At 60.8% G+C, this 16,746-nt stretch carries 11 protein-coding genes; 3 read left to right on the top strand and 8 right to left on the bottom strand.

Annotation, left to right across the window (positions count from 1 at the left end; translation table 11 throughout):
* Position 1: 1 nt before the first annotated feature.
* The 6 genes from glgX to glgA all read right to left on the bottom strand — a co-directional run bounded on the left by glgX (position 2) and on the right by glgA (position 10,882).
* Positions 2 to 2,161, bottom strand: coding sequence for a glycogen debranching protein GlgX (gene glgX, locus ACIQU2_RS13015; protein ID WP_403141130.1), 2,160 nt, complete (start codon positions 2,159 to 2,161; stop codon positions 2 to 4).
* A gap of 130 nt (positions 2,162 to 2,291) precedes the next feature.
* Positions 2,292 to 2,609: a DUF2934 domain-containing protein gene (locus ACIQU2_RS13010; protein WP_347805010.1), complete on the bottom strand. Its 318-nt coding sequence runs from the start codon at positions 2,607 to 2,609 to the stop codon at positions 2,292 to 2,294.
* Between the two features lie 21 nt (positions 2,610 to 2,630).
* A complete protein-coding gene (locus tag ACIQU2_RS13005; protein ID WP_403141127.1) occupies positions 2,631 to 5,414 on the bottom strand; it encodes a malto-oligosyltrehalose synthase in 2,784 nt (927 codons plus the stop codon).
* Positions 5,411 to 7,489: a 4-alpha-glucanotransferase gene (gene malQ / locus ACIQU2_RS13000; RefSeq protein WP_403141124.1), complete on the bottom strand. Its 2,079-nt coding sequence runs from the start codon at positions 7,487 to 7,489 to the stop codon at positions 5,411 to 5,413. The genes ACIQU2_RS13005 and malQ overlap by 4 nt, the downstream gene beginning before the upstream one ends.
* Positions 7,486 to 9,282, bottom strand: a complete 1,797-nt coding sequence (gene treZ / locus ACIQU2_RS12995) for a malto-oligosyltrehalose trehalohydrolase (protein WP_403141121.1) — start codon at positions 9,280 to 9,282, stop codon at positions 7,486 to 7,488. The genes malQ and treZ overlap by 4 nt, the downstream gene beginning before the upstream one ends.
* A gap of 13 nt (positions 9,283 to 9,295) precedes the next feature.
* Entirely contained in the window at positions 9,296 to 10,882 is a 1,587-nt protein-coding gene (gene glgA, locus ACIQU2_RS12990; protein ID WP_347805006.1) for a glycogen synthase GlgA, read from the bottom strand.
* A 560-nt stretch (positions 10,883 to 11,442) separates the two neighbouring features.
* Between glgA and ACIQU2_RS12985 the strand changes: the two genes are divergently transcribed.
* Together ACIQU2_RS12985 and nudC are read left to right on the top strand one after the other, a co-directional pair.
* The gene (locus ACIQU2_RS12985) at positions 11,443 to 12,255 is read left to right on the top strand and encodes a crotonase/enoyl-CoA hydratase family protein (RefSeq protein WP_403141118.1); all 813 of its coding nucleotides are present in this window, start codon (positions 11,443 to 11,445) and stop codon (positions 12,253 to 12,255) included.
* Positions 12,256 to 12,261: 6 nt separating this feature from the next.
* Positions 12,262 to 13,092 (top strand): NAD(+) diphosphatase, encoded by an 831-nt coding sequence (gene nudC, locus ACIQU2_RS12980; protein ID WP_403141117.1) that lies wholly within the window; start codon positions 12,262 to 12,264, stop codon positions 13,090 to 13,092.
* On the opposite strand, the gene ACIQU2_RS12975 is transcribed toward nudC, so the two are convergent.
* Positions 13,060 to 13,839 carry a TSUP family transporter gene (locus ACIQU2_RS12975; RefSeq protein ID WP_046046975.1) on the bottom strand — a complete coding sequence of 260 codons (780 nt, stop codon included), beginning with the start codon at positions 13,837 to 13,839 and terminating at the stop codon, positions 13,060 to 13,062. The genes nudC and ACIQU2_RS12975 overlap by 33 nt on opposite strands.
* 137 nt (positions 13,840 to 13,976) lie before the next feature.
* The gene (locus ACIQU2_RS12970) at positions 13,977 to 15,221 is read right to left on the bottom strand and encodes an acyl-CoA dehydrogenase family protein (RefSeq protein ID WP_403141115.1); all 1,245 of its coding nucleotides are present in this window, start codon (positions 15,219 to 15,221) and stop codon (positions 13,977 to 13,979) included.
* Between the two features lie 371 nt (positions 15,222 to 15,592).
* Between ACIQU2_RS12970 and sfnG the strand changes: the two genes are divergently transcribed.
* Positions 15,593 to 16,672, top strand: coding sequence for a dimethylsulfone monooxygenase SfnG (gene sfnG, locus ACIQU2_RS12965; protein ID WP_403141113.1), 1,080 nt, complete (start codon positions 15,593 to 15,595; stop codon positions 16,670 to 16,672).
* The last annotated feature ends 74 nt before the right edge of the window (positions 16,673 to 16,746 follow it).

Below are 16,746 nucleotides of genomic sequence, written 5' to 3'. Positions count from 1 at the left end.
TTCACTCTTCTTCCTCACGCTGCAATTCGAACAGCAGCAGCGAACGGCCAGTGACCGAATATTCGTGATCGAACTCGAAGCGTTCCTGACCACGAATCGACGGTTGATTGGTGTCGATCATGCAGGTCCAGAAACCGCCGTCGGGCACTTCCGGAAGCAGGAAATTGACGATGTCGTGATGCGCGTTGACCACCAACAGCAAGGTGGCGTCGGCGCCCTTGCGGCGGATACCGGTTTCCTGGGCGCGGCCATCCATCAGCATCCCGAGGCAGCGGCCATGGCCTTCTTCCCATTGTTCGATGGACATTTCGCTGCCATCCGGCGCGAGCCAGGTGACGTCCTTGACGCCGATGTCCTCGTTGTAGTTGCCCACCAGGAACCGACCGCGACGCAGGATCGGGTAGGCCAGGCGCAACTTGATCAGCCGTTTAACGAACTTGAGCAGGGCCTTGCCGTCTTCGCTCAGGTCCCAATTGACCCAGCCGATCTCGCTGTCCTGGCAATAGGCGTTGTTGTTGCCTTCCTGGGTTCGGGCGAATTCGTCGCCGGCCACCAGCATCGGCGTGCCTTGGGACAGCAGCAGCGTGGCAAAGAAATTGCGCATCTGCCGCTGACGCAGTTCATTGATCTCGGGATCGTCGGTCGGGCCTTCGACGCCGTGGTTCCAGGACAGGTTGTTGTTGCTGCCGTCCTGATTGTTCTCGTCGTTGGCTTCGTTGTGTTTGTCGTTGTATGACACCAGGTCGTTAAGGGTGAAACCGTCGTGGGCGGTGACGAAGTTCACCGAGGCGTACGGCCGCCGGCCACGCTGATTGAACATCTCGCCGGAGGCGGTCATGCGACTGGCGAAGTCCGCCAGTTGGCCATCGTCACCTTTCCAGAACGCACGCACGGTGTCGCGGAATTTGTCATTCCACTCGACCCAGCCCGGCGGAAAGTTACCGACCTGATAGCCACCGGGGCCACAGTCCCAGGCTTCTGCAATCATCTTCACCTGGCGCAGCACCGGGTCCTGACGGCAGGCCACAAGGAAGCTGTGACGTTCGTCGAAGCCATCGTGGTAACGCCCGAGAATGGTCGCCAGGTCGAAGCGGAAACCGTCCACGTGCATTTCCGAGGCCCAGTAGCGCAAGGAGTCGGTGACCATTTGCAGCACGCACGGGTGACTCAGGTCCAGGGTGTTGCCGGTGCCGGAATCGTTGATGTAGAAGCGCTTGTCGTCGGGCATCAAACGGTAGTAGGAGGCGTTGTCGATGCCGCGCATGGACAGGGTAGGGCCTTGTTCGTTGCCCTCGGCGGTGTGGTTGTAGACCACGTCGAGGATCACTTCAAGATTGGCTTCGTGCAGGTGCGCAACCATCTCCTTGAACTCGGCGATCTTGCCACTGGCCAGGTAACGAGGGTCGGGGGCGAAGAACGCGATGCTGTTGTAGCCCCAGTAATTGGTCATGCCTTTGTGCAACAGATGCTGGTCGTTGACGAAGGCATGAATCGGCAGCAATTCCACCGTCGACACGCCGAGTTTGCGGATGTGTTCCAGCACGTCATCGACCATCAACCCGGCGAAGGTGCCGCGCACATTCTCGGGGACGGAGGGATGACGCATGCTGATACCGCGCACGTGAGTCTCATAAATGATGGTCTTGTCCCACGGCACGCTGACCCGATGGTCGTGACCCCAGGTGTGAGCCGGGTCGATCACTTTGCACTTGGGCACGAAGTGCGCGCTGTCCCGTTCATCGAAGCTGAGGTCGGCGTCGGGGTGGCCTATGGTGTAGCCGAACAGGGCTTCGGACCATTTCAACTGGCCGACCAGTTGTTTGGCGTAGGGGTCGATCAGCAGTTTGTTGTGGTTGAAGCGATGACCATTAGCCGGATCGTACGGGCCGTAGACACGGTAGCCATAGATCATCCCCGGATGCGCGTCGGGCAGGTAGCCGTGGTAGATCTCGTCGGTGTATTCCGGCAGCTCGATGCGTTCCAACTCGACCTCGCCGGCATCATCGAAGATGCACAGCTCGACCTTGGTGGCGTTGGCGGAAAACAAGGCAAAGTTGACCCCTAGGCCATCCCAGTTCGCGCCCAGCGGGAAGGGCAAGCCTTCACGGATTCGCGAGGCCTCGACCTGAGGTTCTGGCGCGGCTTTCTTTGGACTGGTCATGGGTGCTCCTGCAAAGGGGGGACATTACTCAATTATAAAAAGTCGGGGCTCTGGTTTTTTTTGAGGGCGAGCGAGCCCTCGGTGGCGAGAAAGCTCGCCACGAGGTCAATCAGGACACAGGGGAGAGGCGTCAGACAGCGGGCGGTTTACGCGCTGCTCGAGGCTTTTTCTCGTTGGCTTTTTCGCCCGGCGGGATCACCTTGGAGGCAGCTGCGGGCTTGGCTTTGGTTTTTGGCTCCGCTGCCTTGCCATTGGCTTTGCTGGCAGGGGCCTTGGTGCCGGCGGTTTTGCTGCCAGCGGCCTTCGGCGATTTGCTCGGTGCCAGGGCTTCGGCTTCAGCCAGTTTGCGGGCCATCTCCCAGTGGCGAGCGTCCTGGCCCTCGGGTTTTCCTTCCGATTCCCAGATCTGATAGGCAAATTCGCGGATGCGTTTATCGTTGGTACTCATCGCAATGCTCCTGAACTGAACTCAAGGGGTAGTTTGGATAAAAACATTGATTGAGAAATCCCCTAGCGCGGCGCTGATGTTCAGCTCCCTTTGGGGTGTGACTGTTGTGCTTGAAAAAAGTCCCTTCAAATTTTCATCAGGGGCGGTGAACGGTAATTTGACCCGTGTATCGCCCCACAGCGGCGCGTCAATCCGGGGTTCGGCACTGTTTTTCAGCAGTTCGGCGCAGCGTATCGGTACGATCACGATGGCGCGTTTTCCTTCCAGCGAGCGAGCAAATGCGAGCACCCGGTGAGCCTCGCTGCCGACGACTTCAAGCGCTTGATACGTCCCTCGCCGAAACAGCTCGGTGTGTTCGAGCCGCAGGTTCAACACATGAGCGATCAGCGCTTGTTTAATGCGCCCGTCACGCCAGTTAGCCAACAGTTCGGGCAGTTCCAATGGCGTCTGCATGGACTGCTGACGGCTGGCGTAATCCACCGGCCGGCGGTTGTCAGGATCGACCAGCGAAAAGTCCCAGTACTCGTTGCCCTGATAGAGATCTGGTACCCCCGGCACGGTCATGCGCAGCAAGGTTTGCGCCAATCCATTGAGTGCGCCGGGGACGGCGATGCTCTTGGCGGCTTTGCCGAGGGCAGCGCGTAGCAGTTCACCTTCGGGGCTCAGAAGCAGACGTTGCAGGAATTGCTGAACTGCTTGTTCGTAAGCCTCGTTCGGCGCGCTCCAGCTGCTTTGCAACTTGGCTTCGCGCAAGGCTTTCTGTTGCCATTGCCACAGCCGTTGAGTGTAGTTCTCCAAGGCTGTTTGATCGTCACTGCGCACATCGAGCGGCCAACTGCCGAGGATCGCTTGATAGAGGATCAGCTCATCGCCCGCAGTCGGCATCTGGTCGTCGTCGCGCAGGGGCCGGGCGAGGGCCTGCCAGAGCGGGACTTGCTCGGCGTACCAGGCACTGCGCTCGCTCAGCACCGCCAGGCGCGCGCGGGTGTCTTCGCCGCGTTTGTGGTCGTGGGTCGCGGTGGCCAGCAAATTATCGGGGAACGCTTCAAGACGGTTGATGCAAGCCGCATGGAAATCGGCCACCGGCGCGCTGAACTGCTCGGTGCTGAAGCCCACATCATTGCGCGACAGCAACGTCGCTGAACGATAGAACGCGGTGTCTTCCACGGCCTTCGCCGCCGCCGGCGACGTCAGTTGCTGAAAACGCACACAGCCATGCTTGAGCATCTTGCGCGGCCGGCCCAACGAGCGTTTGCGCCATGATTCACCGCCCAGCCAGCGGGCCAGGCAATCGAGTACCGGCCAGTCGGTCTCGCCGAGGGTAAGCCTGGCACCGTCCATGGCTTGCTGGAAAAACACATCGTCTTCAGCGGAACGCCCACGGGGGCTGATATAGGTGCGGTACACCGGGAAATGCACGATCAGTTCCTGCAACGCCCGACGAATCGCACCGAGGGTCAGGTCGCGGGTCATCAGGTCATCCCGGGCCACTTGCAACAGGGCCTGGGCGACGCTTTCGAAGTCTCCGGCGAGGGAACCGTTGAGGATCTGCTGACGGGCCAGTTGCGCTTCCTGACGGAAATCGGCGGGCCGTTCGCTGTAACGATTCCACAGTTCGCCCAAGGTGTCGGCGCCTTCCGGAGCGTGTTGCAGCAGCGACAACTGATTCATGAACTCGTAACCCGTGGTGCCATCCACTGACCAGTCACGGTGCAGGGTTTCACCTTCGCCGAGGATCTTCTCGACGTAGATCGGCAGGTGACGATCCGGTGACAGGCTGTCGACCCGCCGCCGCAATTTGCGGCAGTAACCCCGAGGGTCGGCGAGACCGTCGATGTGGTCGATGCGCAAACCGTCAACCAGTCCTTCGGCTACCAGCTCAAAGATTTTTGCGTGGGTGGCTTCGAACACGGCGGGGCGTTCAACCCGCAAGCCACCCAGTTCGTTGATATCGAAAAAACGCCGCCAGTTGATGTCATCTGCCGCCGTGCGCCAACTGGCCAGGCGATAGCTTTGGCGTTCAAGCAACAAGTGCAGGCGCTGGAAACCTTCGGCGGTGAGCGAGTCGTAAGCGCTGAGGTTTTGCTGGATGGCCTGCAGAATCGCCGGATCATTGGCCAGTTCACGCAGCTCTGCTTTCAGCGGCATCGCCAGACTGTGGGCGTCGGTCTGGTAGCTCAAGGTGCTGAAGCGGTCTGCCAGCGACTTGAGCGATTCGGCGGTCAGCGGGTCATCGGTTCTGAGCAGTTCGCCGTAATTCGTCGGGCAGATCGGGAAGTGATGCTCATAGTGCTCGACATAAAACGCGCCCTTTTGCGCATCGAAGCGCAGGGGCAGGGTGCCGTCCTGCAAGGCGATGCCGTAGTCGCTGCCGAGGAAGGGCAGCAACAACTGGCCTTCCATCAACGGGTCGGGTGAATGCCACTGGATATCGAAGAACTCGCCATAAGGACTCAGGCGTCCCCATTCCAGCAAATCCTGCCACCAGGGATTATCGCCACCGCCGACGGCCATGTGGTTGGAGACGATGTCGAGGATCAGCCCCATGTTCTGCTCGCGCAATGCGCTGACCAAACGCCGCAGCGCCGCTTCGCCACCCAGTTCCGGGTTGACCGTGGTCGGGTCCACGACGTCGTAGCCATGCATGGAGCCGGCGCGGGCGCTCAGCAGGGGTGACGCATAGACATGGCTGATGCCGAGGCTGGCGAAGTACGGCACCAGCGGCACCGCATCGTCCAGCGTGAAGTCTTTATGGAACTGCAGCCGCAGGGTCGCCCGCAGCGGTTGGATAAGCGTTTGCTTCATTGGTCACGCTCGGCCGCCTGAAGCCGCGCACAGGCGAGCAGTTCCAGGCGCCGGGCGGCGTCCGGGTCATCGAGCAAGGCTTCACTGTCGCCGGGCAAGCGTCTGGACCAGTTGGGGTGCGTGTCGGTGGTGCCGGGCAAGTTGGCCTGCTGTTCGATGCCCAGGGCATCTTCCAGTGGCAGCAACACCAGCGGCGCACGGGTATGACCGAGGAAACGTATCGCGGCGTCGAGCACCTGATCGGTTTCATGGGACTCTTCGCGAAAGTTCTGCGGGTCCTCGCTCAACACCCGGCGCAGGCCTTCGCGCTCGCGTTCGCGGTGGTGGCGCCATTCGATTTCACCCGGGGCGTCGACCAGGCCCAGCCGGGCGTTCCAGTCGATATCGCGGCCATGCCACCAGCCATTGAGCGTCGGCAGGTCATGGGTACTGGTGGTCGCGAGGGCGTTGTCCGGCCAGTCGAGAATGGTTTTGAAGTGCGCGTTGTCCTGTTCGAACAGCAGCACGCGCATGCCGAGGATCGAACGGGCGATGAGCTTTTCTCGCAAACCATCGGCCACGGTGCCGAGGTCTTCACCGAGGACGATGGCCTGATGACGATGGGACTCGAGAGTCAGCAAACGCAGCAGGTCGTCCACCGGGTAATAGAGGTAGGCGCCGTCGGCGGGTGACGCGCCATTGGGGATTACCCACAGCCGTTGCAGGCCCATGACGTGATCGATGCGCAGGCCACCGGCGTGAGCAAAATTGGCACGGAGCATTTCGATGAAGGCACGAAATCCATTGCGCACCAGACCTTCGGGCGAGAACGCGGAAATCCCCCAGCCCTGACCGGTGCGGTTGAGGATGTCCGGTGGTGCACCTACGGTCAGCGAGGCGAGCAACTCGTCCTGACGACTCCAGGCCTGACTGCCACCGCCATCGGCACCCACCGCCAGATCGGCGATCAGGCCAATGCTCATACCGGCGCTGCGGGCGGCGGTTTGTGCGCGCTCCAGGCAGCGCGTGATCAGCCATTGGCAAAAGGCAAAGAAGCCGATGCGTCCGGCGTTCTCTTCGGCGAATTCGGCCAGGGCAGCGCTGCGCGGGTCCTGCCATTGCTCGGGCCACTGCCGCCAGTCGAGGCTTGCGCCCTTGGCGGCGCGGGCTTCTTGAATGGCTTCGAAGCGGCAGTGGTTTTCCAGGGCTTCGCCAGCAGCGTGGCGGAAGCTGCTGAAGTCGGCATGCAACGGGTGTTCGCCCTGCACAAAGCCTTCGTACAACGCCTGCAACAGGCGATGTTTGGCTTCGGCCGCCACCGGCCAATCAATCAACGGTAATGCTTCGAGGTGCTTGAGTTCTTCAGCGAGGCCGGTTGCATCAATCGCGGTGCGCAACGCTCGTTCACCCAGTATGGCGCCCGGTGCGGCGTACAGACTGTTGAGAAACAAACGGCTGGACGGCGAATACGGGCTGTAACGCTGGGTGTCGCTGCCGAACATGGCATGCAGCGGACTGATCGCCAATGCTTCGGCACCGCGTTCGCCGGCGACTCGGGCCAGGTCTTCCAGCGCCTGGGTATCGCCGAAACCGCCATCGCCCGGACGGCGCAGCGAGTACAGCTGCACGCTCAGGCCCCAGGTGCGAGGGATCGGACTGCCTACGGCATCGCCGACGCTGTAGCAGCGCGTCGGTGCAACGGCCAAGGTAAATTCCTGTCCGTCGATGCTGACGTGTTGATAACCGACCGGGATCAGGCCGGGCAGTATCGCCTCGGCATCCAGTTTCAAATGAAGTCGCGAGCCATCTTCAAGGTGGATTTCGCACGGTGTTTCGGGCTCAAAGTAATGCGCCAGGCTGAGGCCGACACCGAAGTCTGCGGTGAGTAGCGGTGGCAGGTGCCGGGTCTGTTGCACTTCCTGCAATTGCAGCAGGCTGGCGTCGATTTCCTGGGCGCTGCTGGCGGGGTGGCCGAGTCCGGTGAGGACGTTGCGTAACACTGATGGAGCGACTTTTTGTGGGCGGCCGTTGGCGTCGATCCAGTCGACAGCCAGGCCAGCTCGGCTGGCCAGTATTTCCAGTTGCGCATCGCTCATTGGCGCTCTCCATCCGGGGTTAGCAAAGGGGCTGCGGCCGTGAGGCTGACTAGCGCGCAATACGGGGCAAGCGTGCCCTGATCCAACAGACCGGCTGACTGTGGCGGGTATTCGAACAACAACGAAGCGTCGGCCTGTGGGGAGTGGACCACAGGTGTATCGCTGAGGTTCAGGTCGATGCACAGCAGGCTGCCGTCGCCCAGTCGCCAGCGCGCCGTTATTGCGCCGGCGGCCAGCACCTCGGCGCCCAGTGCTTGAGCACCGGGGAGGCGGGGAATGATCTGCTGATGGCGGATCTGCAACAGTTTGCGATACAGATCGTGCACGGTGGATTGTCGGGTTGATGTCAGATCGGGGCGTGAAGCCTCGAAGGTCTGGCGCGCGTTGGGGTCGGGAATCTGCTCGCGTTTGTGCGGATCAGCAAACGCGCTGAACGCTGCAAACTCGTTACGTCGCCCTTCGCGGACCAGCTCCGCCAGTTCACCGTGATGGCTGGTGAAGAACAGGAACGGTTGCTCGGCGGCGAACTCGTCGCCCATGAACATCAGCGGGATCATCGGTGACAACAGCAGTAATGCGGTGGCTGCCTTGAGCGCATCGGGGTTGGCCAGTTGATGCAGCCGTTCGCCGAAGGCGCGATTGCCGATCTGGTCGTGGTTTTGCAGAAACAGCACGAAAGCACTAGGCGGCAAATGACCGCTGGGCTCGCCACGGGTTGTACCGTGACGGGTCACGTGGCCTTGAAACACGAAGCCCTGGCTCAGGCAGCGGGCCAGTTGTTCGGTGGGGTTTTGCGCATAGTCGGCGTAATAGGCGTCGGTTTCGCCGGTCAGCAGCACGTGCAAGGCGTTGTGGCCGTCGTCGTTCCACTGCGCGTCGAAGCCTTCTTCCAGCAGACTGGCCTGGTTGTGTTCGTTTTCAACGGTCAGCCACACATGCCTGGCTGGATCGGTTTGCTGGCGAACCTTTTGCGCCAGTTCCTGAAGAAAGTCCGGGTCTTCGATGGCGTGCACCGCGTCCAGGCGCAAACCATCGAAGCGGTACTCGAGCAACCACATCAGCGCATTGTCGATGAAGAAGTCCCGCACCTCGCGCCGCCGGAAGTCGATGGCTGCACCCCAGGGGGTGTGCTTGTCTTCGCGGAAGAAGCCCTTGGCGTAGCGATGCAGGTAATTGCCGTCCGGGCCGAAGTGGTTGTAGACCACGTCGAGAATCACCGCCAGGCCATGGCCGTGGGCGGTGTCGATCAGGTGTTTGAGTTGTTCGGGAGTGCCGTAGGAGGCTTGGGGCGCGTAGGGCAGAACCCCGTCGTAACCCCAATTGCGATCACCGGGGAACTGCGCCAGCGGCATCAATTCGATCGCGCTGATGCCCAGCTCCACCAGGCGCGCCAGGTGCTGCTCGACTTCGCTGAAGCCGCCGAGCGCACCGACGTGCAACTCGTAGATCACCGCCTCATTCCACGGGCGCCCGCGCCAGGCGCTGTGTTGCCATTGATAGGCAAGTGGATCGACCACCACGCTGTGGCGGTCGATATCACCGGCCTGCGCGCGGGAGGCCGGGTCGGGCACCTCCAGCTCACCGTCGATGTTGTAGCGGTAACGCGTGCCGGCGGGGCAGCGGGTGTTGATCACGAACCAGCCATCTGCTTGGGGCAGGAGCGGCAAGGACTGTCCATCTTCCAGTTCGACACTGACGTAAAACGCATCTGGCGCCCACAAGGCAAAACGCGTGTGCTCTGCGTCCAGCATGATTGCGCCGTGGGGCCAGGTCTCAAGGGTCCGTAACGGCATCGTTGAAAACCTCTTAATGTTTGCCCGATTTACCCAGCGCCTTGGTCACCAGTTTTTCGTAGAGTTCGGCGTACGGTTCGACCGCCTTGCACCAGTTGAAAGGCGCGGCCATGGCCCGGCAGCGCATGGCATTGAGCAGGTCGGGGAAGGCAAACACCTTGAAGGCCCGGCTCAGGGCTTCCTGATAACTCTCGGCCGTGGATTCGTCGAACAGGAAACCGGTCACGCCGTTTTCAATGGTGTCGGCCAACCCGCCGGTATTGCGAGCCACCGGCAAGGAACCGAAGCGCTGGGCGTACATCTGGCTCAGGCCGCAAGGCTCGTAACGCGAAGGCATCAGCAGAAAATCACTGCCGGCGAACATGCGACGGGCGTCGGTCTCGTTGAAACCGATGCGCACGCCGATCTGGCCTGGAAAACGCAGGGCCAGTTCACGCATGGCTTGTTCTTCTTCCGGCTCGCCACGACCGATGATCGCGATCTGCCCGCCGGATTTGACGATGTACTCGGAGACGGCTTCGGTCAGGTCCAGGCCTTTCTGATAGACCAGTCGCGAAACCACAGCGAACAGCGGACCTTCGCAGGCGTCCAGGCCGAACAGCTTACGCACGTGGGCGGCGTTGACCGCTTTGCCTTCCCAATCGCCAATTTTGAACGGGCAGAACAGGTGGGGGTCGGTAGCCGCGTCCCAGCTTTCATCGATGCCATTGGGAATACCACTGAGCAGGCCTTGCTGGGTCTTGGCGGCAAGAAAACCGTCGAGACCGCAGCCGAAGGCCGGGGTGGTGATTTCCTGGGCATAGGTGGCGCTGACGGTGGTGATGTGGCTCGAATAAGCCATGCCGGCCTTGAGGAACGACATTTTGCCGTAGAACTCCATGCCTTCCTGTTGCAAGGCATGCATGGGAATACCCAGTTCCGGGCACGAGCCAAGACTGGTCACGCCCTGGTAGGCGAGGTTATGAATGGTGAACAGCGTCGGGGTGCGCTGTCCACGCCAGTGCATGTAAGCGGGCGCCAGACCGGCAGGCCAGTCATGGGCGTGCACCAGGTCCGGGCACCAGTGAATTTGTGCAAGGTTGGCGGCGATATCGGCGGCTGCCAGGCCCAGACGGGCGAAACGAATGTGGTTGTCCGGCCAGTCGCGGCCGTTGTTGGCACCGTAAGGCGAACCTTCGCGCTCGTAGAGTTCGGGGCAGATCAACACGTAAATGACCAGACCGTCGGGCATGTCCATGCGCCCGATCTTGCAGGGGGGCAACGCGGCGTGACCACCGAGCTCACCAATGATATGAATTGGGTTTTCGCTATTCAGCACTTGCGGGTAACCTGGGATCAACACGCGCACATCGTGCAAATGCGCCATGGCTCGCGGCAGCGCTGCGGAAACGTCGCCCAGACCACCGGTTTTCACCAGATCGGCGATCTCCGAGGTGACGAACAGCACTTTCTTCTTGTTGGGATTCTGACTGGCCACCGGTGCCAGCGTCTTGGTGCCTGGGACGCTGATCGATTGGTGACTGAGGGCGCTCACGGCGCTCGTTTCGCCGACCTGCTGATGAGCACGTTCTCCCTGAATATCTAAAGCCGCACTGATCATATGAATCTCCCGTGTTGTTGATCTAATTCTTAGGTCTGGCAAACGGTTGTTCGTGGCCAATCCCTGTGGCCGGGCGCAAACGCGCTACGCATCGGTGAGCAAACGCTGCCAACGCGTTGAAGCAGAATGGCTGAAGTGGACATTGCAAGGATTGCACCAGTCGCAACGCACCTCCCTTTAACCTGACCCGTCACCAGCGGCAAAAGTTTCGACTTTCTTTCCGCTTTGTGACCCGCCGGTTTCGCCCCGCGGAACTGAGTCTAGGCCAGAACTTAGAGCGGGGGAGGCCAGATGGAAAAATTGTTCGACAATCGGTTTAAAGAGGTACGGACGTACCGCTTGGAGAGAGAAACGCACCGACGGAGGGCATGTTTTTTTACCGTTTTGCCTCAAAAAAAAGTCGAAATGTCACATGAATGTGCGAAGCGCGGCAATGCTCATGCACCGTTGTGGTGCGCGGCGGTTAGTCCCGTCTTTGGCCGAACCGCTGCCTTACAGCCGGCCATGTTGCCTTGTTATAGTCCGGGCCTCATTTTCTGCCCGGTAAAAGGATCACTGCCATGTCTCAGTACACTGCGTTCACCGTCGAACTGGCCGATAAAATCGCCCATGTGCAGATCAACCGGCCGGAAAAGATCAATTCGATGAATGTCGCGTTCTGGAGCGAGATCATCGAGATTTTCCAGTGGGTCGACGACACCGACGAAGTCCGGGTGGTGGTGCTCAGTGGTGCGGGCAAGCATTTTTCTTCCGGCATCGACCTGATGATGCTGGCCGGCGTGGCCAATGAGCTGGGCAAGGACGTGGGGCGCAACGCGCGCCTGCTGCGCCGGAAAATCCTCGCCCTGCAAGCGTCTTTCAATGCCGTCGACAATTGCCGCAAACCGGTACTGGCGGCGGTTCAGGGTTATTGCCTGGGCGGCGCCATCGACCTGATATCCGCCTGCGACATGCGTTACGCCGCCGAAGATGCGCAATTCTCGATCAAGGAAATCGACATCGGCATGGCTGCCGACGTTGGCACCTTGCAACGCTTGCCGCGGATCATCGGTGACGGCATGCTGCGTGAACTGGCTTACACTGGTCGCGCGTTCGGTGCCGAAGAAGCGCGTGGCATGGGCCTGGTCAATCGCGTTTACAGCGACACGGCCAGCCTGTTCGACGGAGTCATGGGCATAGCCCGCGAGATCGCCAGCAAGTCGCCGATTGCGATCACCGGCACCAAAGAGATGATCAGCTACATGCGCGACCATCGCATCGATGACGGCCTCGAATACGTCGCCACCTGGAACGCCGCCATGCTGCAATCCACCGATCTGCGCGTGGCCATGGCCGCCCATATGAGCAAACAGAAACCCGAATTTCTGGATTGATTAAAAATGACTTCACGCTGGACCACTGCAGTACTGGACACCGACCAGCCCGGCGGCTGGGCCGTGGCGCGCAGCCCCGAAGGCTTTCTGTTCGATGACAATGGCGCGCTGTTTTCGCGCGAATGGCTCAAGCGCCAGGACCTGTCGATCCTTGCTGAACATGGCATCGGTCACCTGGACGGCGAACCGGTCTATTTGTTGGAACTGCGCAGTCACAGCGATGTGCCGGGCTGCAACTGGAAAGGCCTGCGGGCGTTCATGCTCGAAGGCGACCATACGATCTACAAGGTGCTCGGTTATGCCGCGCAAATCGGCACCTGGGCCCGCGAACACCGCTTTTGCGGTAACTGTGGGCAGGCGATGACCCAAGTGACCCGGGAACGGGCGATGTATTGCGAGCCGTGTGATTTACGCAGCTACCCGCGCATTTCGCCGAGCATGATTGTGCTGGTGACCCGGGGCGATGAAGTCCTGCTGGCCCGTTCGCCACGCTTTGTCAGCGGGGTCTACAGCACGTTGGCGGGGTTTGCCGAACCGGGCGAGTCGGCCGAAGACTGCCTGATTCGCGAAGTCCGCGAAGAAGTGCAGATCGAGGTCAAGAACATCCAGTACATGGGCAGCCAGTGCTGGCCGTTCCCGCATTCGATGATGCTGGGTTTCCATGCCGAATACGCCGGTGGCGAGATTGTGTGTCAGGAAGACGAGATCGAAGACGCCCAGTGGTTCAACGTACGCGACATGCCGCCGTTGCCGGCGTCACGCTCGATTGCCCGTTACCTGATCGACGTCTATGTAGCGCGGCGCTTAGGCCACGCTGAACCAGTGTTGCCAAGCTAACCGCACGGTCAAGCCCAGCACCACTGTGATGAACACCGGGCGAATGAACTTCGCGCCGCCGCTGATGGCGGTGCGAGCCCCGAAGAACGCCCCGACCATCACCGACAGGCCCATGCTCAGGCCGATGATCCAGTCCACCTGCCCGGAAAACACGAACACCGACAGTGCGGCAATGTTGCTGACGAAGTTCATGCTGCGCGCCACGCCGCTGGCCTTCACCAAGTCGATGGGGTACATCAGCATCGTGCTGACGGTCCAGAACGCACCCGTGCCGGGACCGGCCACGCCGTCGTAAAACCCGAGGCCGAAGCCTTGGGTCGATTGCCACTTTTTCTTGATCGGTGCGTCGCTGTCCAGCGGCGCTTTCGGCGTGCCGCCAAACAACAGATAGACGCCGCAGCCGAAAACGATCACCGGGAGCATCTTGTTCAGCCATTCCGCCGGCAGGTAGTGAGCGACCACGGCACCGGTCAGCGCGCCCACCAAGGTGCCGACAATCGCGTGCATCCACTGCCTTGGATGGAACAGCTTGCGTCGGTAGAAGGTGAAACTGGCCGTGGCCGAGCCGAACGTCGAACTGAGTTTGTTGGTGCCCAGCACCAGATGCGGCGGCAGGCCTGCGGTCAGCAGCGCCGGAGTGGTCAACAGACCACCACCGCCGGCAATGGCGTCGATGAAACCGGCAATGAATGCGACGAGGGCCAGAATGGCCAGGGTGGTGAGGTCAACGCTGAGTTCGAAAGGCATGGAATCGGCTTATTCGGCGGGGCGCAGGACAGGGCTGCGGGGAAGGGCCGATATCTTACCTATAACCGTTCTTGCGGGCGACCGGTCAAGCGCTATCCATTGTTCGACAGGCAGCTCCTACGTTGGTGTTATGTGTGTCAGTCAGATTTGCGCTCAGGTCCATTCCCGATCTGCCACACAAACGGTGGCTCGGTCCCGTTGATCGCCCAATCCCCGACAATCCGTGCCTTGTAGATCACCGGATTGTGCGACGACACCGTCCGCGCATTGCGCCAGTGCCGGTCCAGCGATTTACCCACGCGCGTATCCGAAGCCCCCAGTGCATTGAACAGCTCTGTGGTCGCTCGCTGGATCAGCTCCGACACCACCACCTGAGCCTTGGCCGATTCGATTTCCGCCGCGACATTCGCTTCTTGTTCCAAGGCTTCATCACCCGAAAATCGCGCCAGATACGCCCGCTGCGCCGGTTGTGCAGCCCTCAAGGCGCTGGCCTCGGCCGCATACACCAGTGCCGCGATTTCACCGACCACTTGCTGCACTTGCGAATCCTGGCTGACGTGCTGCGCATTGCCATGGCTGTAGATGCGTTTGCGTTCACGTACCTGGTGAGCCACATCGCGCAACGCCGCACGACCGATCCCGGCCAGTGTCGCCAGCAGCACCAACTGATAAAACGCGGTCTGGTATTTGAAACGGGTGGCGAAGTCGATGATGTTCTCGGCCTCCACGTCGGCATCGATAAACCGTGAGGTGCCACTGCCGGTGGTGCGCTGGCCGAAACCGTCCCAGTCATCGCTCTGCACGATGCCCGGCTGGCGGGTCCGGACCGCAGCAATCACATCGCCGCCAGTGTCGCTGCGTTGCGCGTAGACGTCGATCCAGTCGGAAAACAGGCTGCCGGTGCTGTAGAACTTCTCACCGTTGAGCCGCCACTGATCACCGTGAGGCGAGACTTTGGTGATGACGTCGCCAATCGCCACGCTGCCGATTTCGGTCCAGGCATTGCCGGCGATGTCACCGTCGACGAAGCGCTTGAACCACAGATCCCGCGCCGGCCCGGGCGCCGAGTTCAAGCGATCCTCGGCAAATGCGAAGTGCCCGCGCAAGGCCTGAGGGACGTTGGAATCGGCTTCGGCCAATTCGATCAGCAGCTCAAACAGTTGTGGCAGGGAGGCGCCGCCACCGCCATATTCAATCGGAACCCGCACCGCGCCAAACCCGGCTTCCTTGAGCCACTGAATCGGTTCGTACGGAAGGCTGCGGGACTGTTCGCGCTCAACGGCACCGGCGGCGATGCGTTGGAAAATCGGCCGGAACCTTGCGGCCAGCGCTTCATAGTCAGTGCCAGTGGACAGCGGATTGATTACCTGGTGTTCGGTCATGGGACGGCTCCTTGGATCAGCAGTGGATGTCACTGGGGATTGCACGGTCCATGCCGGGTAGAGATAGCCAGGATTTGCTGGCGAGTGTGATCTTCGATGAGGCCTGAACTGTTGCTGTAGCAACAACAAAGCAGCAAATTGCCCCGACGCACCGCAAATCACTGTGGGAGCGAGCCGGCTCCGGGCGGCGTTCCGACGAAAGCGGTGGGTCAGTCAACATAGATGTTGAACTTCATAGGCCCTTCGCGAGCAGGCTCGCTCCCACAGGGTGCTCGCCAGGCTTAAGACAGTCGTTCCGCAAGCCACGTTTCAGTGCTGGCACGGTTGCTGCTCTCACCCCAGGACTTCCCTAACGTCCCGAGGACATGCCAATGAGTCAGCAAGCCGTCAAATTTGCCTACTGGGTGCCGAACGTCAGCGGCGGGCTGGTGGTCAGCAAAATCGAGCAACGCACCCACTGGGGCATCGACTACAACCGCAAACTGGCGCAACTGGCCGAGGAGGCGGGGTTTGAATACGCCCTGACGCAGATCCGCTTCACCGCCGGTTACGGCGCCGAGTACCAGCACGAATCCGTCGCCTTCAGCCATGCGCTACTGGCCGCCACCACCAACCTGAAAGTGATCGCCGCCATCCTTCCTGGCCCTTGGCAACCGGCACTGGCGACCATCGACCAACTGACTAACGGACGGGTGGCGGTGAACATTGTCAGTGGATGGTTCAAGGGTGAATTCCAGGCGATTGGCGAACATTGGCTGGAACACGACGAGCGTTATCGCCGTTCCGAAGAATTCATCCGCTCGCTGAAGGGCATCTGGAGCCAGGACAACTTCACCTTTCGCGGTGACTTCTACCGCTTCGACAACTACAGCCTTAAACCCAAACCGCTGGGTCAGCCGGAAATCTTCCAGGGTGGCAGTTCCCGCGCGGCTCGGGACATGGCGGCACGGGTTTCGGACTGGTACTTCACCAACGGCAACACCCCGGAAGGCATCAAGGCCCAGGTCGATGACATCCGCGCCAAGGCTGCGGTGAACAACCATTCGGTGAAAGTCGGCGTGAACGCGTTTGTCATTGCCCGCGACACCGAAGAAGAAGCGCGAGCCGTGCTGGCGCAAATCATCGATCAGGCAGACCCCGAGGCGGTGAATGCGTTTGGCGATGCGGCGAAGCAGGCGGGCAGGGCTTCACCTGAGGGCGAGGGCAACTGGGCCAAGTCGACGTTCGAGGATCTGGTGCAGTACAACGACGGCTTCAAGACCAACCTGATCGGTACGCCGCAGCAGATTGCCGAGCGGATCGTTGCGCTGAAAGCAGTGGGCGTGGATCTGGTGTTGGCGGGGTTTCTGCATTTTCAGGAAGAGGTGGAGTATTTCGGTCAGCGGGTGTTGCCGTTGGTGCGTGAGCTGGAAGCTAAAGCGCAGGTCACGCACACCGCTGCAGTAGCCTGATTTCCTCGGTCTCCCTGTAGGAGCTGCCGAAGGCTGCGATCTTTTGATCTTGCCCTTGAAAAGCAAACTCAAAA

The sequence above is a fragment of the Pseudomonas sp. NPDC098740 genome (assembly GCF_044760065.1).
GTDB lineage: Bacteria > Pseudomonadota > Gammaproteobacteria > Pseudomonadales > Pseudomonadaceae > Aquipseudomonas > Aquipseudomonas rossensis.
The sequence above is the reverse complement of the archived record's forward strand: the minus strand, read 5'-3'. Positions and strand labels throughout refer to the sequence as shown.